Raw genomic sequence first — 25,603 nt, forward strand, 5'->3', positions numbered from 1 at the left:
AAGGGGTGGCGAAAATTATTGCTGATTGTACAGCAGTGCTGTTATGCGGCGGGAAAAGTTCACGGATGGGATTTGATAAAGCATTATTGAAAATTCAAGGCCAATACGTGATCTTGCAAACAGCTGAAAAGTTAATGGAACTGTTCGAAGAGGTTATTTTAGTAACGAATGATAGTCAAAAATTTCCTAAGGCGTTTAGAAAATGCACAATCATTCAAGATATGTATCTTGGAAAGGGGCCATTAGGTGGGATTGTGACAGCAATGAACTATACTCAGAAAGCTGAAGTGTTTGTAATTGCCTGTGATATACCAACTTTTTCTCCTAAACTTGTGTATCAGTTAGCCTCTAAGCGTGGACAAAATCAAGTAACAATCTTTGACTTTGAAGGTCGTCAAGAACCATTATTTGGCTTTTATCGATGTTCTTGTTTACCAACATTTCAAAAACAGCTTGCGCAAAATAACTATCAGGTTCGCCAAGAATTTGAGCGTCTATCTGTAAAAACGGTGCAACTATCAAAAGAGAATCAACTTAAAAATGTCAATCGAAAAGAAGAATTGTCTCAGTGGTATCGATAAAAAGGAGGAATCGTAATGGATTTTTTCAGTAGTGAAAAAATAGTTGCAAGCTTAGGTGATAAGGCAGAAATGAAAGGTAAATTATCGTTTGTTCGACTCTGTATTTTAGGCATCATGGCTGGTTTTTGTATTGCACTGGGTTACTTGGCGTTTATTCGTATCACTGGAACTGCCCCCACAGAATGGGGAAGTTTTAACAACTTTCTGGGTGGAGCTTTATTTCCAGTTGGATTGATAGCGCTTACTTTTGTTGGTGGTGAGTTAGCAACAGGCAATATGATGGTAATGACATTAGGTGTATTACAGAAAAAGGTTAGAGTGGGCGCTCTTTGTTATAACTGGCTAGTTGTTTTATTGACCAATTGTCTAGGCGGATTTCTTGTGGCGTATTTATTTGGCCATATTGTTGGGTTAACTGAAGGTGCGTTTCTGGATAAAACAGTCGCAGTTGCTCAGGCGAAAATTGCTGATCCACCGATAGTTGCTTTTGTTTCAGGGATTGGCTGTAATATTTTTGTTTGTTTAGCGGTTTATCTCGGAGCGTTGGCAAAATCATATTTAGGTAAAATGTTTGGCTTATGGTTTCCTGTCATGGTTTTCGTTGTTTGTGGGTTTCAACACGTGGTCGCCAATGCATTTATTATTCCAGCGGCAATTTTTTCACAAAGTACCACAATCAGTTGGTGGGATTATTTGCAGAATACATTATGGGTATTTTTAGGCAATGCAGTAGGTGGCAGTCTTTTTATGGCCGTACCATTGATCTTTATGACAAAACCAACAACTGTCAAACCAAGAGTTGAGAAAACGATTCAGACGGAGGAGCTCTATGGCAATTGAGATACCAAACATGATTCAAATTGGTTCTACTGGTCGGAATAGTGGCAAAACGACATTAGCCGAAGCTCTTATTAAACAGTACCAAGAAGTCTATCCAATTTATGGCTTGAAGATTATTACGATTAGTGGTCAACGAGGGGTGTGTCAACGAGGCACAAAAGGATGCGGAATTTGTACCAGTATTACAGCTGGTTATGAATTAGTAGAAGAGCAAGAGACGATTGGCAATAAAGATACCATGAAATTATTAGCTACAGGCTGTCAAAAAGTTTTTCTATTGAAAGTTTTTCAAGAAAATTTGGCGGAAGCCATTCAGCAATTTCTGAAAGCTGTGCCGGCCCAAGCATTAATCATTTGTGAATCAAATTCATTACGTAATGTTGTGCAGCCAGGACTATTTCTTATGATGAATAACCAGAATCGCCAAAAAGAATCAGCAAAAAAAGTCATAGATAAAGCCGATTTTTGTTTACTATCTGCTGAAATACCAAAAGAATTGCGTATCTATTATCAAGGAGAACAACTTCAAGTTTCACTAAAAAGGGGGAATAAAAAGGAATGTGTGCATTAAGCTTAATTGAAAAAGAAGCGATTATTCTAGAAAACGATGCTGATCCACAACGAATTTTAAATATTTTAATTGAATTACAATTTGCTTCAGAAGAAGGGTATATCGATCAGGAGACAGCTCAATTAGTTGCAGAGCATCTACATTTAACGGAAGCGCGAGTCTATGAAATCGTCAGTTTTTATGCCATTTTAAAGACGGAACCGCAAGCGAAGTATGTCTTGAAGATTTGTAACAGCACACCGTGTCATTATACTGGTGGGGCGATGGTTGCCGAAGTTTTAGAAACCATTTTAGAAGTGCCAGAGAATTAGCCGACCCCAGATGGCTTATTTATGTATCACAGTATTCCTTGTATCGGCGCTTGTGATTTGGGTCCAGTAATTAAAATTAAGGACACCGTTTTTAGTCAACTAACAGAAGAGAAAATTTATCAATTAATTCAACATTTACAAAATGATTGCTATGAAGGACTGTAGGAGGTGAGTCAATGCTTAAGAGAAACCAACCAATGTTATTAGAGAGAATGGGAAAAATGCAATCTGCGACCGATGTTGCTGAATATTGTAAATACGATGGATTTGATGGTTTAAAAAGAGCAATTTCACTATCGGATGAAGAAATTTTAAACGAACTGGATGTTGCTCACTTAAGAGGTCGCGGTGGAGCAGCCTATCCTTTAGGAAAAAAATGGCGCCATCTTTATCATGCAAAAGGAACCACAAAGTACATTGTTTGTAATGCTGATGAAGGCGAACCAGGGACCTTTAAGGATAAAGTACTTTTATCTGAAGATCCATTGAGTGTGATTGAAGGAATGATCATTGCTGGTTATTTATTTTCAGCAAAAGCAGGTTATATTTATATGCGAGGAGAATATCGCAGAATCCAAAAAACATTTCAAGAAGCACTGGATAATGCACGACAAGCTGGCTTTTTAGGGGAAAACATTTTAGGAATTGAAGGATTCAATTATGATATTACGATTATTTCTGGTGCTGGCGCCTATATTTGTGGGGAAAATTCAGCACTTTTAAATTCAATTGAAGGAAAAACGGGGCGGCCGCGTGTTAAACCACCACACTTAGCAGATGTTGGTTTATATTTGCAACCAACATTAGTAAATAATGTTGAATCATTTGCAAGTGTTCCTGTAATTTTACGAGAAGGTGGACAAACCTTTTTAGAGATGGGTACTGCCGATGGTGGCGGAACAAAGCTAATTTGTTTGTCTGGACATATTAAAAATCGGGGCTTATACGAGGTCAACCTTGGAACACCATTAGAAGAAATAATTTATGGCGAGCAATACGGCGGAGGCTCTGCAACTGGTCGATCATTAAAATTTATTCACTTCGGTGGACAATCCGGTCCAATTGGTGCTGTCGCAACGTTAAGGGATTGTTTGTATTCCTACGAAGATTTATGGGCCCATGACTTATCTGTCGGCTCTGGTGCAATTGTAGTAATGGATGATTCAGTCAATGTTGTGGACTATTTAGTACACGTGGCGGCCTTTTTTGCTCATGAGTCCTGTGGTAAATGCACCCCTTGTCGATTGGGAACAACTAGGATTTTGGAATTATTGAGTAAATTCAATCGGAACGAGGCAACAGCTAGTGATTTGCCACGATTGGAAAAGATGCTCACGCATGTCACGCGATTATCAGCTTGTGGTTTGGGCCAATCCGTCGCAAATCCAATGAAGAGTGCATTGGCTTTGTTTCCAGAAGAATTTGAAACGACTGCTGAAACAGAAATCTATGCCACTAGCAAAGGAGGTTGGTAAAAATGAAAACAAAGTTGCATACGCAAACAGTTAAATTGTCTATTGATAACCAAGAAGTAACTGTGCCTAAAGGGACTACCATTCTCTACGCAGCGAAAGGACTAGGTGTTGAAATCCCAACGCTCTGTCATTTAAAGGAATTAGCGCCTGATGGTTCTTGTCGGATGTGCGTGGTTGAGGTGGAAGGCGGCCGACGTGGTGGCTTAACAACTGCTTGTACGGCACATTGTCAAGAGGACATGGTTGTGGCAACACATTCTGAAAAAGTTGCTGATTCCAGACGTTTTATTCTTGATTTATTATTGAGTAATCATAAATTAGAATGTTTTTCTTGTGGAAAAAACGGGGATTGTCAATTACAACAGTATGCGCTAGATTATGGGATTGATGGCACTAGCTTTACCGAGGGAAAAAGAATGCCTTGCCATCAAGAAGATACCAGTAATCCATTTTTCTCTTATGATCCAGAAAAGTGTATCATGTGTCGTCGTTGTGCCCGTGTCTGTCAATTGCGGCAGGGAAGAGATGTACTTAGTATTGCTAATCGTGGCTTTGAAACAAAAATGATGCCGAGTTATGGGCAGGCGTTTGATCAATCTATCTGTGAATCATGTGGCAATTGTGTCTCTTCCTGTCCTACAGGTGCGTTAACAGCAAAAGATACAAAAGAGTACCGCAAATGGGAAACCCAGAAAATTCCTACAACTTGTCCGCATTGTGGGACAGGCTGTCAGATGAATTTACTCGTTAAAAACAATCGTTTGGTGGGTGTTGAACCCATAGATGGACCAGCTAATAAAAATTTACTTTGTGTGAAAGGAAAATTTGCTTCATATAAATTTGTTGGGTCAGGAGATCGCTTAACGGAGCCATTAATTAAACGGAATGGCATTTTTGAACCTGCTTCTTGGGAAGAAGCCTTAACGCTTGTTTCGTCAAAATTTAACGAAATTAAAGCAGAAAACGGTCCGGATGCTCTTGCTGGTTTTTCGTGCTCTAGAGCGACAAATGAAGATAATTATGTCTTTCAAAAAATGGTGCGTGCTGCTTTTGGTACCAATAATGTTGATAACTGTGCCCGTGTTTGTCATTCGGCTTCGGTCCATGGTTTAGCCCAAACCTTAGGCTCTGGTGCGATGACTAATCCTATTGCTGATATCACTGAAGATGTCGACATGATTTTATTAGTAGGTTCCAATCCAGAAGAAGCTCATCCAGTTATTGGTGCGCAAATTCGCCAAGCCATCCAAAGAGGAACGCAAGTTGTTGTTGTTGATCCGCGGAAAATTAACTTAGTGAAGGATAGTGCGTTGCATTTACAAGTTCAGGCGGGAACGAATGTCGCATTTGCTAATGGCATGATGCATGTGATTTTGAAAGAAGGTTTAGCAGATCGCCATTTTATTGAAGAACGGACAGAAGGATTTTTAGATTTAGAAAAAATGGTGGCTGATTATACGCCGGAACGCCGGAAAAAGTCGCAGAAATTTGTCATATTCATCCAGAAGATTTAATTCAAGCAGCACGCATGTATGCAAAAGCAGAGAAAGCACCAATCATTTATTGCTTAGGCGTAACGGAACATTCGACAGGAACTGAGGGTGTTATGAGTATGTCTAATTTGGCAATGTTGGTTGGTAAAGTTGGAAAACCAGGCTGTGGTGTCAATCCTTTGCGAGGTCAAAATAATGTTCAAGGTGCTTGCGATATGGGCTGTATGCCTTATGATTTCCCAGGCTATCAAAAAGTCAATAATCCAGAAGTAATCGACAAATTTGAAAAAGCTTGGCATGTGCCGTTAAATCGAAACACAGGTTTAACTTCTACTAAAGTCTTGCCAGCAGCAACGGCAGGAAATGTCAAAGGCCTTTATATTTTTGGAGAAGATCCAATTGTTACGGATCCAGACACAGGACATGTTCGTCAAGCTTTAGAAAGTTTAGACTTTTTAGTTGTTCAAGAATTATTTATGACAGAAACGGCTGCTTATGCAGATGTCGTTTTACCAGGCATCAGTTATGCAGAAAAAGACGGGACATTTACAAATACAGAACGGCGCGTGCAAAGAGTCCGTAAAGCTGTTGAACCAAGAGGACAAGCGCGAGAAGACTATGAAATTTTTTGTGAAGTCATGACACGAATGGGCTATCCTTGTGCGTATGAATCTGCAAAAGAAATTATGAAAGAAATTTCAGCTGTGACGCCTTCGTTTGGTGGAATTAATTATGAACGATTAGAGAAGGAGAGCTTACAATGGCCTTGTCGTAGCTTGACAGATCCAGGTACGCCGATTATGCATGTGGGCAGTTTTGCTCGTGGGAAAGGTTTATTTAAAGCAATTCCGTATAAGCAAGCACAAGAATTACCAGATGAAGAGTACCCGTATTTAATGTCGACAGGCCGAATGCTTTACCATTACAATACGCGAGCAATGACAGGACGAACGGAAGGGATTAACCAAATAGCGAATCACTCTTATATTGAGATAAATGCAGTCGATGCACAAGCTCTGGGAATCCAAGAAGGTGACAAAGTGGAAGTTCATTCTCGACGTGGCAAAATTGAAACCTATGCGGCTGTCGGAAATCGAGTATTTCCGCAAGAAGTCTTTATGACATTCCACTTTCCAGATGGGAATGTTAACGAAATCACCAATGCTGTATTTGATGATATCGCCACAATTCCTGAATATAAAGTTTGTGCCGTTGCGATTAAACCAGTGAATAAATAAAAAAAGGATGGTTAAAACATGATCGAGTTGGAAGAAGCACGAGAGAAAATGACCCAACATATGAAGAGTCAATGTGAAACAGAAGAAGTGGCGCTGCTTGATTCCTTGGGGCGGATTAGCGGAGAAACCATTTTTGCAGAGACAGCGATTCCTCATTTTCCTCGTGCCGGGATGGATGGGTATGCCGTTCGTGCAGTAGAAACACGAGGTGCGACTGCTGAAAGCCCAAGTTGTTTAAAAGTCGTCGGTTCTTTAGTGGCAGGGGATTCCATGTTTTATTGTAATCAGACGAATAACTGTGCGATTAAAATAACAACAGGTGCTTTTATTCCAACCGATTTTGATGCTGTAGTGCCACAAGAATGGACGGATTTTGGGCAAGACCATGTTAAAATTTTTCGCTCTGTCACTGCGGGCCAAAACTATGCGGAAATTGGAGAAGATATTGCTTTTCAGCAAAAAATTTTAGCAAAACATCAACAGATTAATAGTCGCATGATTGGTTTGTTGGCAATGCAAGGGATTGATAAAGTTGTTGTTTTGAAGCGCATGAAGGTGGGGATTTTAGCGACCGGTAGTGAGTTAGTTTCTTTGGAAGAACCACTGTCAGTTGGGAAAATTTATAATAGTAATCTCTACATGTTAGTAGCTTTTGTCAAAGCGAGTGGCAATGAAGTAATCCACCTAGACCATTGTTCAGATGACCCTGAAGAATTAGCGAAGAGGCTGATTGAGATTTCACCAAAACTTGATGTATTAATTACTTGTGGTGGTGTTTCGGTAGGTGAAAAGGACAATTTACCTTTAGCGATTAAACGTATAGGAGGAACAGAGTTGTTTCATTTTGTAAACATGAAACCTGGAACCCCAGTTATGGGAAGTCAATTTCAAGAAACACTCATTTTAAGCGTTTCAGGCAATCCGTTTGCGGCAATGGTTAATTTACATCTTTTTTATTGGACATTATTAGCTACTTTTTTTAATTGTGTCGAGTTAAATCTCAAGGAACGAACAGTAATTTTAGCGCATGAATTAGCACCAAGTAGACTACGTCGATTTTACCGAGCGAAAGAAATAGATGGCACAGTAAATTTAGTGACAAAAAGTCATCTTTCATCCAATTTATCAAATACTTTAGAAACAAATTGCCTGCTAGAACAACCAGCTAGTGTACTACTCAAAAAAGGCGCGCTTGTAAAAGTCTATTATTGGCAAACTTGATGACAACCTGACCTAAGATTAGTATGAAAGTAAGAGCCTGGAACAAAAATCACTTTGGATTTTTGTTCCAGGCTTAAAAATTGATAAACGGCGGGAACAGAAGCAACACTACGCGTTGCTCCGATCTCAACAACTTCTAAGAGCTAAAGCTCTAAGAGTTGAAGGTCCTTCGGAAATAAGCCGAAATTCTCCAAAAATTAAAGAACAATTTTCGGAAATTACTTCTTATTTCTCGGAGTTAAGCACTTCTGTCCCGACCTCTTATTGCTTATCAAGTTTTAAGACTTAGACAAAAGTCTGGTCAGGCTAAGCGAAGCACGTAATTTTTGTCGCTTAACATTTTTAACTTCGATTTCTCACTAAAAAAAATTATGGATGCCAGATTGTTTTTTTGATGCAAGAGTGATACACTTGAAAAAGAAGTATTGTGTAAACGTTAACAAATGTCAAATGTGAGGTGGAGAAATGGTTCAAAGTAAGGAATTTACGCACTTGAATACACAAGGAGAAGTGCATATGGTTGATATTTCGGAAAAAAATGACACTGAAAGAACAGCCCTCGCTTATGGAGAAATTCACATGTTGGAAGCGACAGCAGAAGCGGTTCAGACCCAAATGATTAAAAAAGGTGAAGTATTACAGGTAGCAAGAGTAGCTGGGATTACCGCCGCAAAACGAACGTTTGAATGGATTCCTTTGTGTCATTTGGTTGCTTTGACAAAGTGTGAAATTCAGTTTGATTGGCGCAATCAAACTTGTTTAGAAGTACGTTGCTTTACAAAAACAGTGGGTTCAACTGGCGTTGAAATGGAAGCGCTAACAGGTGTGCAAGCAGCACTCTTAACAATTTATGACATGTGTAAAGCAATTGATCGAGGAATGACAATGACAAACATTGGTTTATTAGAGAAAAATAATGGACGTAGTGGTCATTTCATTCGTTCTTCAATTAAATCAAAGGAAAGTGATGAGTGAACAGCATGAAAGATGCATTTAACCGTGAAATTGATTATGTTCGTTTGTCTTTAACAGATCGTTGTGACTTACGTTGCACGTATTGCATGCCAGCAACAGGTCTTTGCTTTTTAAAAAAAGAGCAGCTTCTAACAGATGATGAGATTATTTTTTTACTGAGGATATTAGCGAAAGAAGACATCAAAAAAGTTAAATTAACAGGTGGTGAACCGCTTGTTAGACCAAATTTACTCTCTTTAATTAAAAGGATAAAGCAAATCTCAGGCATCGAAAAAGTAACCTTAACGACTAATGGCATGAAGTTAGCTCGTGAGGCTCAAGGATTAAAAGAGGCGGGCTTGGACGGCATTAATATTAGCTTAGACACTTTGGATCCAGAAGAATTTCGAGAAATAACAAGAGTTGGTCAGTTAAGGAATGTTCTGGCGGGCTTAGAACAAGCGATTGATGTGGGATTACCTAATATCAAAATTAATACTGTAGCTAGGAAAGAGCTAAGTGAAGCAACAATTGTAGAACTGGCTGAAATCGCTAAGAAAGAGACTGTGCATCTTCGTTTCATTGAAATGATGCCAATTGGATTAGGGAAGGAGCATCCAGGTAAGCAACAAGAAGAAGTAGAAGCCATTTTAACCAAATATTATGGAACGTTGCAACCATACCAAAAACCATTGGGCAATGGCCCTGCTAGTTATTACGCCTTAAAAGATTTTAAAGGGAAAATAGGTTTTATTAGTGCATTAGGGCATTGTTTTTGCGAGACGTGCAATCGAATCCGAATTACTGCAGACGGCCATTTAAAAACGTGCCTGCATTCTGCAGACGGCTACTCGTTAAAGGAAGCTTTAGCTAAGGAACAAACAGCAGAATTGTTAGGGATTATCAAGAGTGGCATTGCCTGTAAGCCTGAAAAACATCTTTTCTTGGAACAACAAGGAGAACAACGATTTATGTCACAAATAGGAGGGTAAGTATGAAAACAGGAGAAATTATTGCAATAAATATTAGCCCGCGAAGAGGCACACAGAAAAAGGAAATTCCTGAAGTCAACTTAATTAAAGGTTTCGGATTAGAAAATGATGCGCACGGCGGGAATTGGCATCGACAAGTCAGTTTGTTATCTTTTGAAGAAATAACGGCTTTCAATGAAAAAGGAGCTCGGGTTGGCAATGGTGCTTTTGGGGAAAATATAATCGTATCAGGGATTGATTTACGTCAATTACCTGTTGGAACGAAAATGAAAATAGGCGATTCCGAATTGGTGGTTACTCAAATTGGGAAAGAGTGCCATAAACACTGTCAGATTTACGCGCGAGTGGGCGATTGCATCATGCCTAGAGAAGGAATCTTTGCAGTCGTTGTGACAGAAGGTCATATTAAAAAAGGAGACCAGTTAGACGTTGTTTAAAGTGGGCATTGTAACATTAAGTGATCGTTGCTTTCAAGGGCTTGCTGTCGACCAATCGGGTCCCTTGATTCGTGAACAGTTACCTGCGCTCTACCAGGTAACCAAACAAACCATTTTACCAGATGAAGAAAATCAATTAGTAGAGCTATTGCAAGAGTGGTCTAAGACCTGTGATTTGATTTTAACGACAGGCGGCACAGGGTTGAGTGAACGGGATCGGACCCCAGAAGCTACCTTACGTGTAGCAGAGCGAATCATTCCTGGGATCAGTGAGGGCTTGCGTCAACTTAGCTTGGAAAAAACACCATTTGCTATGTTAAGTCGAGGCGTTTCTGTTCAAAGAGGACGCACGCTCATTGTTAATTTGCCTGGTAGCCCGAAAAGTGTAACAGGACATTTGCATTTTTTGTTGCCTGTTTTGCCCCACGCTTTGAATTTAATCACAAATAAAAAAATCATACATGAGGAGGAATAAACCATGAAAACAATTCGAACAGAAGAGGCAGTTGGCCTTCCATTGAGTCATGATATTACGCGAATTGACTATGGGAAGACCAAGGAAGTGTGTTTTAAAAAAGGACATATAGTTGTTCAAGAAGATATTCCAATTCTTTTATCATTAGGGAAAAAACATCTGTTTATTTCCTTGGATCCAGCAGAAATACATGAAGAAGAGGCAGCGACATTTTTGTATAACCTGTTAACAGATGACTCATGTCAGCCGAGTGAAGTCCATGAAGGAAAAATTGTTGCTAAAGCTAGCACGAGAGGTCTTTTAAAAGTCAATCGAGAAAAATTAATTGCTTTAAATGAAATTGAAGGTCTCGCCTTGTCAACTAAAGTTACCAATATAGAAGTTCAGAAAGATGAAAAAGTTGCAGCCTTTCGAGTGATTCCACTAACAATTTCTAAAAGCCAATTAGAAAAGGCACGCCAGTTCAGCACGTCTGAGCCACTAATCTCTGTGAAACCTTTCAAAAAAATACGGGTCGGGATTGTAACTACTGGCAGTGAAGTTTACACAGGATTGGTTGAGGATGCTTTTTACCCTGTGTTAAAAGCCAAGTTCTCCGCGTATCCTTTAGTTACGATTGTCAAGCAAGAAATTGTCGATGATCAGCCGCAAAAAATTACTGTTGCGATCAAAAAGATGTTAGCACAAGGGCTTGATCTGATTGTTTGTACAGGTGGTATGAGTGTAGATCCTGATGATTTGACACCGTTAGCAATTAAGCAGACAGGTGCTGAAATCGTAACCCATGGGACACCAGTCTTACCAGGCTCAATGTTTTTGCTAGCTTATAAAGGAGAGCAAACGATCATTGGCTTACCAGGTGGTGTTTTATTTTCAGAAAAAACGGTTTTTGATTGGTTGTTACCAAGATTAATGGCCAAAGAAGTGATTAAAAAATCTGAAATTATTGACTTGAGTTATGGCGGGTATTTATAAAAGAAAAGAGGCGTTCAAATGTCTAAACAAAAAAAGACTGTGTTCTTGCTTAGTTTATTCAGTTTAGTTGCCCTAATTGCTGCATGTACAAATCAGCCGCAAAAAGAAACAGTTTCAACAAAAAAAGAAGAAATAACCCTTGCGGCAGCAGCTAGCTTAGAATCAGTCATGGAGAAGAAAATTATTCCAGCCTTTGAAAAAGAGCATCCAGATATTCAGGTAACTGGAACCTATGATAGTTCTGGAAAATTACAGATGCAAATTGAAAAAGGCCTAAAAGCCGATGTATTCTTCTCGGCTTCGACAAAACAAATGAATGCATTGGTTGCAGAAAAACTAATTAATAAAAAAAGTGTCGTTCCTTTATTGGAAAACCAGCTTGTTCTTATTGTGCCTAACCAAGATCAAGCAAAGTGGCATGATTTTTCTGATTTAAAAAAAGCCCAAATGATAGCAATTGGTGATCCTGCGAGTGTTCCAGCTGGTCAATATGCCGAAGAAGGCTTAAAAGCTTTAGGCGCTTGGTCTTATGTAGAAAAACACGCAAGCTTTGGCACGAATGTAACAGAAGTCCTTGAATGGGTAGCGAATGCAAGTGCAGAAGCTGGCTTGGTTTATGCGACAGATGCAGCAACCAATTCAAAAGTAGCGATTGTTGCGGCCATGCCTGAAGCTGCTTTGAAAAAGCCAATCATCTATCCAGTTGGTAAAGTTGCCGCCTCTAAGAAACAAAAATCAGCGGATGCTTTTTTAAATTTTTTACAGAGTCAACAATGCAGAAAATATTTTGAAAATATTGGCTTTAAGTTAACAAAGTAGGTGGGAAAATGGATGTTCGACCAATTCTTTTATCTTTTCAGACAGCAATAATCGCCATTTTATTTACTTTTGTTTTAGGAACAGGCGTTGCGTATATTGTTTTTCGTTTGAAAAATCGTAAATTAAAAATTCTTTTGAATAGTTTATTTACGTTGCCATTAGTTTTACCGCCGACTGTTTTTGGTTTTTTTCTCTTAACTATTTTTGGTGTTCAGCAACCAGTGGGCCGGTTTTTACTTGATTTTTTTGCCATTCAAGTTGTTTTTTCGTGGCCAGCTACGGTTATTGCTGCCGTTGCTGTTTCATTTCCTTTAATGTATCGTTCAGCCTTAACGGCGTTTGAACAAATGGATAGTGAATTGTTGGCGGTAGCCCAGACACTCGGGTTTTCGGAAAGTCGATATTTTAGAAAAATTGCGTTACCTTTGTCGATGAACGGTCTCTTGGCCGGTGGCGTGTTAGCCTTTGCCCGTGGGTTAGGCGAATTTGGAGCGACGACAATGTTAGCAGGGAATATTGCTGGCAAAACAAGAACGCTTCCTTTAGCTATCTACTCTGCTGTAGCAAGTGGGGATTGGCGTTTAGCCAATCAATATGTTGTGATTATGTTATTACTTTGCCTGATTATTTTATTTTTTACGGAATTTTTTAGTCAGCGCGCTTGGAGAAGATCGGAATGAGATTAATTGTTGATATTCAAAAAGAATTGAAAAGTCATACTTTGCAAATTCAGTTTGAAACAAAGACTCAAACAACAGGAATTTTAGGTGCTTCTGGTTGTGGCAAGAGTATGCTGTTAAAATGTATTGCGGGTGTTGAGACTGCGGATAAAGGTCAGATTGTTTTAAATGATCAAGTCTTATTCGATGCTGAACAAAAGATCAATTTGTCGCCGCAACAACGAAAAATTGGTCTTTTGTTTCAACAGTATGCGTTGTTTCCTCATTTGTCGGTAGTAGAAAATCTGACGTGCGTGACAAAAGATTTACAATTGGTCACTCAATTGCTTGCGTCTTTTCACTTAACTAAAGTCCAACAACAATATCCTAGTCAACTTTCTGGAGGACAAAGACAACGAGTGGCTTTTGCGCGAATGCTAGCGGCTCAGCCGGCTTACCTGTTATTGGATGAGCCATTTTCCGCATTAGATGCACCCTTAAAGGAAGAGCTGCAAATTGAACTTCAACAGCGATTAAGTAATTTAAATCAACATACCTTAATTGTGAGTCATAGTTTAGATGAACTGTATAAGTTATGTCAGAGTTTAGTGATAATCACAAAAAACCAAACACTTTTTGGTGCAACAAATCAATTATTTAACCAACCTCAAACGATTGAAGCAGTTAAACTCACTGGTTGTAAAAATATTTGGCCTGTCAAACGCATAGATGCGCACAGAGTCCAAGTGATTGGCTGGCAACAAACACTAACGGTTACACAAGAAGTTCCTAGTTCTTGTCATTTTATTGGAATTCGGGCCCATGATTTCACAACAGAACCGCAGGCAACCAATCAGATCGAAGTGCATCACTTACAAACATTGTCAGCACCTTTTGAACAAAGTGCTTGGTTTCAACACCAACAAACCAAAATTTGGTGGAAAGGCAGCAATAGACTCAATCCGAAAGTTATTACTCAGTTATCCATTCCACCTACAGCAATTATGCCATTATGTCTATAAAATAGAAAAAGATTACGTGAAGCGGTTGACATATGATTGCATCTTCATTTATAATAGATTCATGAAAGGTTATTCATGTAAACGGAATAATCGCTATTATATAGGGAGTGAAGGTGTTTAAATGCAAAAGAGTTATAAACTAGAAGGACTTGATTGTGCAAGTTGTGCAGATAAAATTGAAAAATCTGTCCAAAAAATTCACGGAGTAGAAAAAGCGCGTGTGGACTTCATGGCTGAAAAGATGACACTGGAGGTTGAATCAGGACATGATTTAGAAGTCGAAAATGAAGCGCGTGCAGTGATTGGTAAGTTAGAACCAGATGTCAAAGTTATTTCTTTAAAAGATGTCAAAGAAGAAGAGGGACGTAATCCAAATAAGAATCGCTTAATTCGTATCATTATTGCATTTGTTTTATTTTTAGCACTTATTATCATTAAACCAAGTAATAATTGGGTTGCTTTGGCGTCTTATTTAGTCGTTTATGTCTTAATTGGTGGCGACATTGTCAAACGAGCGGTAACGAATATTTTTCGTGGGGAAGTGTTTGATGAAAATTTCTTAATGTCTGTGGCAACGATCGGGGCATTCTTTATTGGGGAATATCCCGAAGCTGTGGCAGTAATGTTGTTCTACCAAGTCGGCGAATGGTTCCAAAGTGCTGCGGTTGATCAATCCAGAAAATCAATTGCCAAATTAATGGATATTCGTCCAGATTCAGCAAATCTTTTAGTAAATGGACAAATAAAAGCGGTCGCTCCAGATACAATTGAAATTGGGCAACAAATATTAGTGAAACCAGGTGAAAAAGTTCCATTAGATGGTCAAATTATTGATGGATCAAGTATGGTAGATACCTCTGCGTTGACTGGTGAATCCGTTCCAAGAACGGTCAAAGTCGGCGATGAAATCTTAGGTGGTTTTATCAATAAAAATGGGGCCTTGACCATTAATGTTACGAAAAAATTTGGGGATTCAACAGTTAGCAAAATTTTAGATTTAGTTGAAAATGCTAGCAGTAAAAAAGCCCCTGCAGAAAACTTTATTTCTAAATTTGCTCGTTACTATACACCAGTTGTCGTTGTTTTAGCTATCCTATTGGCAGTGATTCCACCATTTATTTTCCCTGATACTTCTATTAATGAATGGGTTTATCGGGCATTAACGTTCTTGGTTATTTCTTGTCCATGTGCCTTAGTCATTTCTGTTCCTTTAAGTTTCTTCGGTGGAATTGGCGGAGCCAGCAAACTAGGTGTTTTAATTAAAGGAAGTAACTATTTAGAAATTTTAGCGAATACAGAAACAATTGTTTTTGATAAAACTGGTACGCTAACAAAAGGAAATTTTGTGGTTCAAAACATAACTAGTGTTGTCTTACCCGAAGAAGAGTTGTTGCGTTTAACAGCAACAGCAGAACAATTATCCACTCATCCAATTGCTATTTCTATTAAAGAAAGCTATGGCAAAGAAACTGTTCCAGCAACAGCAATTGAAGAGGTTGCCGGACACGGTATCAAAGCCACAATTGAAGGTAAAACAGTTTTAGTCGGTAATGCGAAGTTAATGAAACAATTTGGTATCGAAGCACCAGAAGTGAAGGAAGCGGGAACTTTAATTTTTGTCGCTATTGATAATCAATTTGCAGGCTATTTAGTGATTGCGGATCAATTGAAACCAGACGCCATTTCAGCAATAAAAGAATTAAAGGCTGAAGGGGTCAAACAAACTGTTATGCTGACTGGAGACAATCAACAAGTTGCAGAAGCTATTGCAAAAGAAGTTGGTGTTGACAAAGTTTATGCAGAACTTTTACCAGATGGTAAAGTGGATCGTTTAGAAGAGTTGTTAAAAGCATCTTCACCTAAAAACAAAGTTGCCTTTGTTGGTGATGGTATGAATGATGCACCTGTTTTAGCCCGGGCTGATGTTGGGATTGCCATGGGTGGTTTAGGAAGTGACGCGGCAATTGAAGCTGCTGATGTGGTGATTATGAATGATGAACCAAGTCGTATCGCCTCTGCGATTAAATTATCAAGAAAAACATTGAGAATTGTTAAACAAAACATTATCTTTGCGATTGCTGTTAAAATCATTGTCTTGGCACTAGGTGCATTAGGCTTGGCTTCAATGCAAGCAGCAGTGTTTGCTGATGTTGGTGTAACTATTATCGCTGTTTTAAATGCTATGCGTTGTTTACGTGTAGAAAAGATGAAAGATAATAACTAAGCCTTAAAAAGTACAGCTGAGACGAACGTTTTTAGCTGATTATCAGGTTTTGAGCGTGGGACAAAAATCACTTTGACTTTTTGTTCCACGCTTTTTCTCCTACACAATTTCTATTCGTTCTTAAATTGCCAGAGTTCTTGTAAAGAAATCTTTAAATTTTTCGCTTTGTGGCATATAATAAGAAAGAATTTGTACGAAAATTGCGCTTCGCTTTTTTTTCATGGTACAATAAGCAAGAATGGATTGATTTACAGGAGGGAACCTCAACATGGCATCAAATGAAAAAACACGATATAAAGCAATCATTGCAGACCATACGTATACAATTATTGGCCAAGAGTCAAAACAACATATGGATTTAGTCACAAAAATTGTCAACGAACAACTGGCGGAAATTAAACATCTTTCTCCGCAAACTGATACGGAACAAGCTTCTGTTTTATTAGCAATTAATGCAATTTCAGATCAACTAAAAAAACAAGAATATGCTTTAAAATTGGAAAAACAAGTAGCAGATTTAAAACAGAAAACCATTCGTTTGGCTGAATTAGAGAATCGTGTGCGCCGAATGGAAATTATCGAAGAAGAAGCACGGGATGTTTTGAAAAAGAATGGACAAGAAGATGTAGAAATTCATAATCATGTGGAAGCCCAACAAATTTTGAATGAAAATCGAAAACAGCAGATTCAAAATAAAGGTGTTTCGGAGTAGTTCCTGAAAGGATGACAAGATGTTAACAATACTTATTTTATTACTTTTAGCCTTTGGATTTTATACAGGAGCTAAACGAGGCTTGATTTTACAAGTGCTCTATTCGGTAGGTTACTTAATTTCATATTTTGTTGCTCGAACCTATTACAAAGAGGTCGCTTCTCATTTAGAATTGTATATTCCATATCCATCGGTTACGCCAACGTCAAAGCTTGTCTTTTTTAATCAAGAGATTTCTTTAGACTTGGACAAAGCCTTTTATTCAGCGGTTGCGTTTCTATTATTGCTGTTTGCAGGCTGGTTGGTCGTTCGTTTTTTAGCTATCTTTTTACATGGATTAACATTTATTCCAGTTTTGAAACAGGTAAATGGACTATTAGGTGGCGTATTAAGTGTTCTTGTGTTATACGTGGGTCTTTTTCTAGTGTTAGCTACGGCGTCAATGATTCCGTCAGATATTGTCCAAAATCAGTTTCGGTCAAGTGGCTTGGCACGAGGCATTGTAAAAAATACCCCAATTCTAACAAAACAAGCATATGAATTATGGGTTGAACCAATTACGAAATAAAGCTGAATGGGACTGAGATAGAGATAAGAAGTAAGTGAGCAAAGCGAAACTTCTTATGTTATGTCTCAGTCTTTTAAACAAATGAAAAAGTTAGAAAAGTAGGTGGAAAAATGAATCAGCGTATTCTATCAACATTAGGGTTTGATAAAGTAAAACAACAGTTGTTGCAATTTATTGTGACAGCTCAGGGGACAAACGAAGTTTCGGAATTATTACCGATTGCTGATGAAAATAAAATTCAAGCATGGCTAAATGAAACACAGGATGGTTTAAAAGTTCAACGATTACGTGGTGGAATCCCCATTCCTAAATTAGAAAATATCCAACCACACATGAAACGGATTGAAATTGGTGCGGATTTAAATGGCATAGAATTAGCACAAGTAGGCCGTGTCTTGTCGACTACTTCAGAACTGACTCGTTTTTTTGATGAGTTAAGTGAAAATGAAGTGGATTTTGAACGTTTATATATGTGGCGAGAGCAACTAGAAGTTTTGCCTGAATTAAATCGCCAACTCAAACAAGCCATTGATGATGATGGCTACGTCACAGATGAAGCTTCGCCAGCCTTAAAGGCAATTCGGCAAAATATTCGACGTAGTGAGCAGACCATTCGAGAAGAACTAGATAGTATTATTCGTGGGAAAAACGCACGTTACCTTAGTGATGCCCTTGTTACTATGCGAAATGAACGCTACGTGATTCCAGTCAAACAAGAATATAAAAATATTTTTGGTGGCGTGGTTCACGACCAAAGTGCTTCAGGACAAACCTTATTTATTGAACCTAAACAAATTTTAGAAATGAATAATCGCTTGCGACAACAACAAATTGCCGAAAGAAATGAGATTACTCGCATCTTGGCAGAACTGTCGGCCGAGTTGGTCCCTTATCGCCGTGAAATTACGCATAATGCCTATGTCATCGGTAAACTTGATTTTATTAATGCTAAGGCACGACTAGGAAAAGAACTAAAAGCAGTTGTTCCAGAAATTAGTCAAGCAAATCATGTAGTTTTTAAACAAGCCCGGCACCCGCTATTGGATCCAGAAAAAGCTGTAGCCAATGACATTGTGATTGGAGAAGAATATCAAGCAATTGTGATTACAGGGCCTAATACCGGCGGGAAAACCATTACTCTGAAAACGTTAGGTCTTTTACAATTAATGGGTCAAGCTGGATTACCTATTCCAGTTGAAGAAGAGAGTAAAATGGGGATTTTTACAGAAGTATTTGCGGATATCGGGGATGAACAATCGATTGAACAAAGTTTAAGTACTTTCTCTTCACATATGACGAATATCGTGTCTGTCTTAAAGAAAGTCGATCATCAAAGTTTAGTACTATTTGATGAATTAGGTGCTGGGACAGATCCGCAAGAAGGGGCCGCTTTAGCTATTGCCATTTTAGATTCATTGGGTGCTAAAGGAGCCTATGTGATGGCAACAACCCATTATCCTGAATTAAAAGTGTATGGCTATAATCGAGCTGGAACAATCAATGCCAGTATGGAATTTGATGTAGATACCTTGAGTCCAACCTATCGTTTATTAATTGGCGTGCCTGGCCGAAGTAATGCTTTTGAAATTTCGAAACGTCTTGGATTAGACAACAGTATTATTGAAGCTGCAAAACAAATAATGGACGGTGAAAGTCAAGATTTAAACGAAATGATTGAAGACCTGGAAAACCGTCGCAAAATGGCCGAAACTGAATATTTAGAAGCTCGCCACTATGTCGATGAATCGGCGGCTTTGCATAAAGAACTGAAAGAAGCCTATCAAGTGTTTTTTGAAGAACGAGAAAAAGAATTACAAAAAGCGCGGAAAGAAGCGAATAAAATTATTGCAGAAGCGGAAGAAAATGCGGAAACTATTATTTCTGATATTCGCAAAATGCAATTGGAAAGTGGCCAACAAGGTGGTGTCAAAGAACATCAGTTAATTGATGCGAAAACACAACTTTCTCAATTACACCACGAAGAAACCAAGCTTGCTAAAAACAAAGTGCTGAAGAAGGCGAAAGAACAGAAAAAATTAAAAGCTGGCGATGAAGTAATTGTCAATACTTACGGCCAACGAGGGACATTATTAAAAGACAACGGCAAAGGACAATGGCAAGTCCAATTAGGCATTTTAAAAATGAACGTATCTGAAGAGGATATGACGCCTGTCGCTCCACAAAAAGAAGCAAAACCAAGAGTTACAACGGTTCGTTCTGCAGAAAGCAGTCATGTTGGCACACAACTAGACTTACGTGGCAAACGCTACGAAGAAGCATTGGCAGAAGTTGACCAATACATTGATGCTGCGATTCTAGCGGGCTATCCACAAGTAACCATTGTTCACGGCAAAGGAACAGGTGCATTAAGAACTGGAATAACGGAATTTTTAAAAAATCACCGCAGTGTGAAAAGCTATGAATTTGCGCCACAAAACCAAGGTGGTAATGGTGCGACTGTCGTAAAATTCCAATAAACAAGGACTTACAATAAGTAAGCAGAACACTCGCTATCTTAGAGATGACGTGTTATACTAAGCATGTAATAAGAGTAAAGAGTAGGAGGTTTGTGAAATGACACAAGCAATTACCGATAAAGATTTTGCAACAGAAACAGATGAAGGATTAGTCTTAATCGACTTTTGGGCAACTTGGTGTGGCCCTTGTCGTATGCAAGCACCCATCTTAGAACAATTATCTGAAGAATATGATGAAGACGAAGTGAAAATCGTCAAAATGGATGTGGATGAAAATCCTGCAACACCAGCAAGTTTTGGAATCATGAGCATCCCAACATTGCTATTGAAAAAAGATGGCGAAGTTGTTGAAAAAGCAGTCGGTGTTCATACAAAAGACCAATTGCAAGCAATGATTTCCAAACACTTATAAACGTTGATTAGTCATTACGAATAGTCTGATTCAGTCTGAAGGGAAATCTTTAACGATTGTCTTTTCAGGCTGTTTCTTTCGTACATAAAGTAGCGGCTTTTTTTGTTTAATTACAAAAAGAGGTGTATAATAGACGAAGCATTTTGTTAGAAAGGAAGTATCGTATGAACGAACGAATAAAAAATAAATTAGCACTGCTTCCTGATCAACCTGGTTGTTATTTAATGAAAGATAAAAACGGCACGATTATCTATGTTGGGAAAGCCAAAATTTTGAAAAACCGTGTCCGATCTTATTTTCGTGGTAGCCATGATACTAAGACAGAACGATTAGTCAGTGAAATCGATGATTTTGAATATATTGTGACAGAATCGAATATTGAAGCACTTTTATTAGAAATTAATTTAATCCATAAAAATAATCCCAAATATAACATCATGTTAAAAGACGATAAAACCTATCCTTTTATCAAAATCACAAACGAAAAATATCCTCGTTTAATGATTACTCGAAAGGTTTTAAAAGATAAAGCGTTATATTTTGGCCCATATCCAGATGTAAATGCAGCGAATGAAACAAAGAAACTGTTAGATCGGCTTTTTCCTTTGCGAAAATGTAATCCGTCGCAAAAAACACCTTGTTTGTATTATCATTTAGGACAATGTCTGTGTCCCTATGCTTTTGATGTGGATCCGCAAGTCTACAAAGATATGGTGGAAGAGATTAAAGGATTTCTCTCTGGTGGACATACAGAAATTCAGGACCGCTTACAAGAAAAAATGGCTTATGCAGCTGCACATATGGAATTTGAAAAAGCTGCAGAATTTCGCGATCAAATTAAAGCGATTGAAACAGTTATGACCCGCCAAAAAATGACGAATGTAGATTTAATTGATCGTGATGTGTTTGGTTATGCTGTTGATAAAGGCTGGATGTGTGTCCAAGTATTCTTTGTCAGACAAGGAAAATTAATCGAACGTGATGTATCGATTTTTCCATTTTATGATGATGCCAGTGAAGCATTTTTAACTTTTATTGGACAATTTTATCAAGAGAATGAGCATTTTGTGCCAAAAGAAGTCTTGATTCCTGATGACATTGATAAAGAAAGCGTCGAAGCTTTATTAGCTACGAAAGTCTTGCAGCCGCAACGGGGAGAAAAGAAAAAACTGGTTAAATTAGCCAGTAAAAATGCTGCAGTTGCTTTAAATGAAAAATTCGATTTGATTGTACGGAAACAAGAACGAACAATTGGCGCAGTTGAAAAATTAGGCAATGCGATGAACATACCTGCGCCCATTCGAATTGAAGCATTTGATAATTCAAATATTATGGGAACAAACCCTGTTTCTGCGATGGTTGTGTTTATTGACGGACGGCCAGCTAAAAATGAGTATCGAAAATATAAAATAAAAACTGTGCAAGGTCCTGATGATTACGCTTCTATGAGAGAAGTCATTTATCGCAGATATTCACGAGTTTTAAAAGAAGGCTTGCCTTTTCCTGATTTAATTTTAATCGATGGTGGTAAAGGCCAAGTCGATGTTGCTAAAGATGTGTTAGCCAATCAACTAGGAGTCGATATTCCTGTAGCTGGATTAGCCAAGAACGACAAGCACAAAACGAGTGAACTTTTATTTGGTCCAAACTTAGAAGTTGTACCATTGGAAAGAAACTCACAAGAATTTTTCTTGTTGCAACGAATCCAAGATGAAGTCCATCGTTTCGCCATCACATTCCATCGTCAATTACGTAGTAAAAATAGTTTTGCTTCCAAATTAGATAACATTGAAGGCTTGGGACCAAAACGCAAAAAAAATCTTTTAAAAGAATTTAAATCGCTTAAAAATATTACGGCAGCCAGTGTTGAAGAATTAAGAAAAGCTGGGTTACCTGAAACTGTCGCGAAGAATGTGTATCGTCATTTGCACCAAGAAACAACCTCTGAGATAGAAAAATAAATGAAAACAAGCCAGAGGTCGGGACAGAAACGTTTAGCTCCGAGAACCAAGTAGGTACTGTTCAACATCTATTTGCTTTGCAAATAGTGTTTCTCAGCAATAAGAAGGAATTTCCGAAAATTGTCATAAAACACAACGAGGAACGAGTTGATGTTGCATGATACACTACACTCCGTTTCGTTCGCATCAATTTCTAAGCATGGAACATGCTAGAATTGAAGGACCCGGTGCTCTTTAATTTTTGGAGACTAAGTAGGTATTGTTCATCATCGAATCACTACGTTCTTCGTGATTCTCAACAATTTCGGCTTATTTCCGAAGGACCTTCACCAAGTAGGTACGATGATTTCATCTGTTCATGCTTCACAGTGAAACATCGCAACTCTTAGAGCTGGAGCTCTTTTGAAGGCTGTACTGTGACGAGACGCATGTCGAGAAAACACCTTAGAAGTTGTTGAGATCGGAGCAACGCGTAGTGTTGGTTCTGTTCCCGCCGTTTATAAGGTTTTAAGCCTGGGACAAAAATCCAAAGTGATTTTTGTCCCAGGCTCTGTTTTTTTTATTCAATTTTTTCATGAAAAGTTGAACTCTCAAGAAAATATGATAACGATTTCTTTCGTGATATACTAATACTAACTTAAAAGAGAGGACGTCTGATCATGAAAATACTAACGCCCGTTTATCAAATAAAATTTAAAAAAGTATCAAATCAATTACTGATTGATGAGCGTTTAATGAATGAATTGGGTACGTGGCTGAATCGTACAGGTCGAATTTGGGCCTGTCAATCATCAAAATCGGCAAAGGAATTTAAAAATACATTTTATGAAAGCACAGGCTTGACCGCAAATGAAGTGCATATTTCTGCCGAGACGGATGGTCTTTTTCGCTTAGCAGAAAATAAAGCGTCTGATTAAAGTGCAACATCTTTCCATAACAATTGTCATTGACAAGCCAACACAGGAAAGATACGATATGAGTAACTAAACAGCGGTTTAGAAAAAGTGAAGGGGGCGTTTATGTGTTAGAGGTAAAAGAGTTAGTCAAAACCTTTGGGGATTTTAAAGCAGTTGATCATGTATCCTTTACGATACCAGACGGGAAAATTTTAGGATTAATTGGCCAAAATGGTGCCGGGAAAACAACTACGTTTCGCTTGATTTTAAATTTTTTAACACAAGATAGCGGGTCGGTTTTATGGAATGGTCAACCATTAAATGAAAAAGAGTACAATATTATTGGTTATTTACCAGAAGAACGGGGTTTATATCCTAAAATTACGATTGAAGACCAACTAATTTATTTCGCTTCGTTGCGGGGAAAAACTAAAAAAGAAATTGAACCTAAAATTGACTTTTGGATGGAAAAATTTCAAGTTAAAGGCAAAAAAACAGATAAAGTTAAATCTTTATCAAAAGGAAATCAACAAAAAGTTCAATTGATTGCGACACTTATTCATGAACCGAAGTTAATTATTTTAGACGAACCATTCAGTGGCTTGGATCCAGTTAATGCAGAATTATTAAAAGACGGCATTATTGAATTGAAAAATCAAGGTTCTTGTGTCATTTTTTCCAGTCATAATATGGACAATGTGGAAAAAATCTGTGACCATTTAGTCATGTTAAAAAATGGACGCATGGTTTTAGATGGTCAGGTTCATGAAATTCGACAACAATTTGGTCGAACAAAATTATTTTTAGAATCACCGTTATCTGTTGAGGAAGTTGCTGCTACAGCAGGTGTGAAAGAAGCACACTTGCGACAAGATGGCGTCTTAGAAGCGACATTAGAAAACGCTGAAGTGGGCAAAGTGTTGTTTGATAAAGCGACAGCCAACGGCTACATTCCAATGTTTAATCAACAACCACCAACATTGGAAGAAATTTTCAAAATGAAAGTAGGTGGGCAAGATGAGTAAATTTTGGATTATTGCGACTGATGTCTATAAGAAAAATGTGAAGTCGCTGTCTTTCTTAATCATGATTTTAGCGCCATTTCTTCTTGTAGGAATTGTTTACTTAGCGGGCTCTCTAGCTAGCGGTTTTTCAGGAGATACTACCATTGGTCTGGTTTCGGAAAATCAAGCGCTCGTTAAAGAGTTGACAAAGAATAAAACAGAGGACTTTTCTTTCAAAGCTGTTTCTTCTGAGAAAAAGGCCCAAGAACAATTAAAAGACGAGAAAATTGATGCCTATTTACTTTTGGACACTACAGATAATCAGATTTCTGGTCAGCTTTACTCTGAACGCTCTTTAGGAAATGCAACCGAGATGCTAATTCCTCAAATGTTAAACCAATTACAAACAATGGTGAATGCCAATCGTTTAAACCTAACAGCTGAGCAAGTTGCCATGTTGAATCAACAAGCAACATTTAAAAAAGCCAAAATTAGTTTTGATGAAAATGGTAAAATAAAAACAGGAGAAGATAACACAGGGATTCAAATGGCGTTAGCAATGGGGATAACAATTTTGTTATTTGTCTTCATCAGCAGTTATTCTTCAATTATTGCCCAAGAGATTGCTTCTGAAAAAGGCACTAGAATCATGGAAGTTATTCTCTCTAGTACAAAAGCGCAAACCCATTTTTATGGCAAATTAACTGGGGTTATTCTAGTAGCTTTAACACAAATTTTCATTTACGGAGTGGCGTTTGTTCTCGGCTATTCTCAATTGAAAAATCTTGATTTTATGAAAAGTCTATTAAGTGGTATTTCACCACAAAGTATTTTTTCATCAACCTTTATTTTTACATTAGGCTTTTTCATTATTGGTATTCTCGTTTTTGCTGTTTTGGCAGCACTTTGTGGTTCTCTTGTTTCCAAACCAGAGGATACAGCAAAAGCAGTTCAGCCCATCATGTATATTGGTTTAATCGGTTATATGATCGGCATTACGTTTGGGACGAATGATCCACAAAATATCGTGGTGAAAGTGACTTCCTTTATTCCGCTGATTTCGTCATACATTATGCCAGTACGCTTGGCGACCGAAACGGCATCAACAATGGAAGCAATTGTCTCATTAGTGATTTTGGCAGTTTTTGGAATTATTTTAACAATCTTCTCTGCTCGTTTATACAAATCAAACGTTCTTGTATACAGTGAAGGCGGCATGATTCAATCTTTAAAACAGTCAATTTCTATTTTAAAAAATGAACAAAAGCATAAATAATCCTTGTTTA

The 25,603-nt window shown here is 38.1% G+C and carries 22 protein-coding genes and 2 pseudogenes; all 24 read left to right on the forward strand.

The features are described 5' to 3' along the window. Nucleotides 1-5 precede the first annotated feature (5 nt). Entirely contained in the window at nt 6-581 is a 576-nt protein-coding gene (gene mobA / locus PYW42_RS06125) for a molybdenum cofactor guanylyltransferase (RefSeq protein WP_002357726.1), read from the forward strand. 15 nt (nt 582-596) lie between these two features. Continuing rightward, complete coding sequence (locus PYW42_RS06130) at nt 597-1,421, forward strand: formate/nitrite transporter family protein (RefSeq protein ID WP_002410981.1); 825 nt, start codon at nt 597-599, stop codon at nt 1,419-1,421. Next, complete coding sequence (locus tag PYW42_RS06135) at nt 1,411-1,992, forward strand: hypothetical protein (RefSeq protein ID WP_002389158.1); 582 nt, start codon at nt 1,411-1,413, stop codon at nt 1,990-1,992. The genes PYW42_RS06130 and PYW42_RS06135 overlap by 11 nt, the downstream gene beginning before the upstream one ends. Beyond that, nucleotides 1,980-2,468: pseudogene (locus PYW42_RS06140) on the forward strand (NADH-quinone oxidoreductase subunit NuoE family protein). The gene PYW42_RS06135 and the pseudogene PYW42_RS06140 overlap by 13 nt, the downstream one beginning before the upstream one ends. 11 nt (nt 2,469-2,479) lie before the next feature. Then, nucleotides 2,480-3,778 carry a complex I 51 kDa subunit family protein gene (locus PYW42_RS06145; RefSeq protein ID WP_002410982.1) on the forward strand — a complete coding sequence of 433 codons (1,299 nt, stop codon included), beginning with the start codon at nt 2,480-2,482 and terminating at the stop codon, nt 3,776-3,778. Between the two features lie 2 nt (nt 3,779-3,780). Further along, nucleotides 3,781-6,509 (forward strand): annotated as a pseudogene (fdhF, locus tag PYW42_RS06150) (formate dehydrogenase subunit alpha). Nucleotides 6,510-6,527: 18 nt separating this feature from the next. After that, nucleotides 6,528-7,730, forward strand: coding sequence for a molybdopterin molybdotransferase MoeA (locus PYW42_RS06155; protein WP_002389343.1), 1,203 nt, complete (start codon nt 6,528-6,530; stop codon nt 7,728-7,730). Nucleotides 7,731-8,195: 465 nt separating this feature from the next. Then, nucleotides 8,196-8,705: a cyclic pyranopterin monophosphate synthase MoaC gene (moaC, locus tag PYW42_RS06165; protein WP_002389148.1), complete on the forward strand. Its 510-nt coding sequence runs from the start codon at nt 8,196-8,198 to the stop codon at nt 8,703-8,705. Beyond that, nucleotides 8,702-9,676 (forward strand): GTP 3',8-cyclase MoaA, encoded by a 975-nt coding sequence (gene moaA, locus PYW42_RS06170; protein WP_073340157.1) that lies wholly within the window; start codon nt 8,702-8,704, stop codon nt 9,674-9,676. Before moaC ends, moaA begins: the two co-directional genes overlap by 4 nt. Before the next feature lie 2 nt (nt 9,677-9,678). Continuing rightward, nucleotides 9,679-10,113: an MOSC domain-containing protein gene (locus tag PYW42_RS06175; protein WP_002357714.1), complete on the forward strand. Its 435-nt coding sequence runs from the start codon at nt 9,679-9,681 to the stop codon at nt 10,111-10,113. Further along, the gene (locus PYW42_RS06180; RefSeq protein WP_010816113.1) at nt 10,106-10,588 is read left to right on the forward strand and encodes a MogA/MoaB family molybdenum cofactor biosynthesis protein; all 483 of its coding nucleotides are present in this window, start codon (nt 10,106-10,108) and stop codon (nt 10,586-10,588) included. Before PYW42_RS06175 ends, PYW42_RS06180 begins: the two co-directional genes overlap by 8 nt. Nucleotides 10,589-10,591: 3 nt before the next feature. Then, nucleotides 10,592-11,563, forward strand: coding sequence for a molybdopterin-binding protein (locus PYW42_RS06185; protein ID WP_002389186.1), 972 nt, complete (start codon nt 10,592-10,594; stop codon nt 11,561-11,563). Nucleotides 11,564-11,581: 18 nt separating this feature from the next. Further along, the gene (modA, locus tag PYW42_RS06190; protein WP_002357711.1) at nt 11,582-12,382 is read left to right on the forward strand and encodes a molybdate ABC transporter substrate-binding protein; all 801 of its coding nucleotides are present in this window, start codon (nt 11,582-11,584) and stop codon (nt 12,380-12,382) included. 8 nt (nt 12,383-12,390) lie between these two features. Further along, entirely contained in the window at nt 12,391-13,062 is a 672-nt protein-coding gene (gene modB, locus PYW42_RS06195; RefSeq protein ID WP_002389208.1) for a molybdate ABC transporter permease subunit, read from the forward strand. Next, nucleotides 13,059-14,063 carry an ATP-binding cassette domain-containing protein gene (locus PYW42_RS06200; protein ID WP_002409985.1) on the forward strand — a complete coding sequence of 335 codons (1,005 nt, stop codon included), beginning with the start codon at nt 13,059-13,061 and terminating at the stop codon, nt 14,061-14,063. The genes modB and PYW42_RS06200 overlap by 4 nt, the downstream gene beginning before the upstream one ends. Nucleotides 14,064-14,184: 121 nt before the next feature. Further along, nucleotides 14,185-16,287, forward strand: a complete 2,103-nt coding sequence (locus PYW42_RS06205; protein WP_002389213.1) for a heavy metal translocating P-type ATPase — start codon at nt 14,185-14,187, stop codon at nt 16,285-16,287. Between the two features lie 268 nt (nt 16,288-16,555). Further along, a complete protein-coding gene (gene zapA / locus PYW42_RS06210) occupies nt 16,556-16,999 on the forward strand; it encodes a cell division protein ZapA (RefSeq protein WP_002357706.1) in 444 nt (147 codons plus the stop codon). A 19-nt stretch (nt 17,000-17,018) separates the two neighbouring features. Beyond that, a complete protein-coding gene (locus PYW42_RS06215) occupies nt 17,019-17,567 on the forward strand; it encodes a CvpA family protein (protein ID WP_002357705.1) in 549 nt (182 codons plus the stop codon). A gap of 110 nt (nt 17,568-17,677) precedes the next feature. After that, complete coding sequence (locus PYW42_RS06220) at nt 17,678-20,044, forward strand: endonuclease MutS2 (RefSeq protein WP_002366632.1); 2,367 nt, start codon at nt 17,678-17,680, stop codon at nt 20,042-20,044. A 97-nt stretch (nt 20,045-20,141) separates the two neighbouring features. Continuing rightward, nucleotides 20,142-20,456, forward strand: a complete 315-nt coding sequence (gene trxA / locus PYW42_RS06225) for a thioredoxin (protein WP_002389349.1) — start codon at nt 20,142-20,144, stop codon at nt 20,454-20,456. A 164-nt stretch (nt 20,457-20,620) separates the two neighbouring features. After that, nucleotides 20,621-22,417 carry an excinuclease ABC subunit UvrC gene (gene uvrC, locus PYW42_RS06230; RefSeq protein ID WP_002357701.1) on the forward strand — a complete coding sequence of 599 codons (1,797 nt, stop codon included), beginning with the start codon at nt 20,621-20,623 and terminating at the stop codon, nt 22,415-22,417. Nucleotides 22,418-23,076: 659 nt separating this feature from the next. Beyond that, entirely contained in the window at nt 23,077-23,334 is a 258-nt protein-coding gene (locus PYW42_RS06235; RefSeq protein WP_002384565.1) for a DUF3884 family protein, read from the forward strand. A gap of 104 nt (nt 23,335-23,438) precedes the next feature. Next, nucleotides 23,439-24,338, forward strand: coding sequence for an ABC transporter ATP-binding protein (locus tag PYW42_RS06240; RefSeq protein WP_002357699.1), 900 nt, complete (start codon nt 23,439-23,441; stop codon nt 24,336-24,338). Further along, a complete protein-coding gene (locus tag PYW42_RS06245; protein WP_002389296.1) occupies nt 24,331-25,593 on the forward strand; it encodes an ABC transporter permease in 1,263 nt (420 codons plus the stop codon). Before PYW42_RS06240 ends, PYW42_RS06245 begins: the two co-directional genes overlap by 8 nt. The last annotated feature ends 10 nt before the right edge of the window (nt 25,594-25,603 follow it).

Origin of the sequence: Enterococcus faecalis (assembly GCF_029024925.1) — a bacterium.
GTDB lineage: Bacteria > Bacillota > Bacilli > Lactobacillales > Enterococcaceae > Enterococcus > Enterococcus faecalis.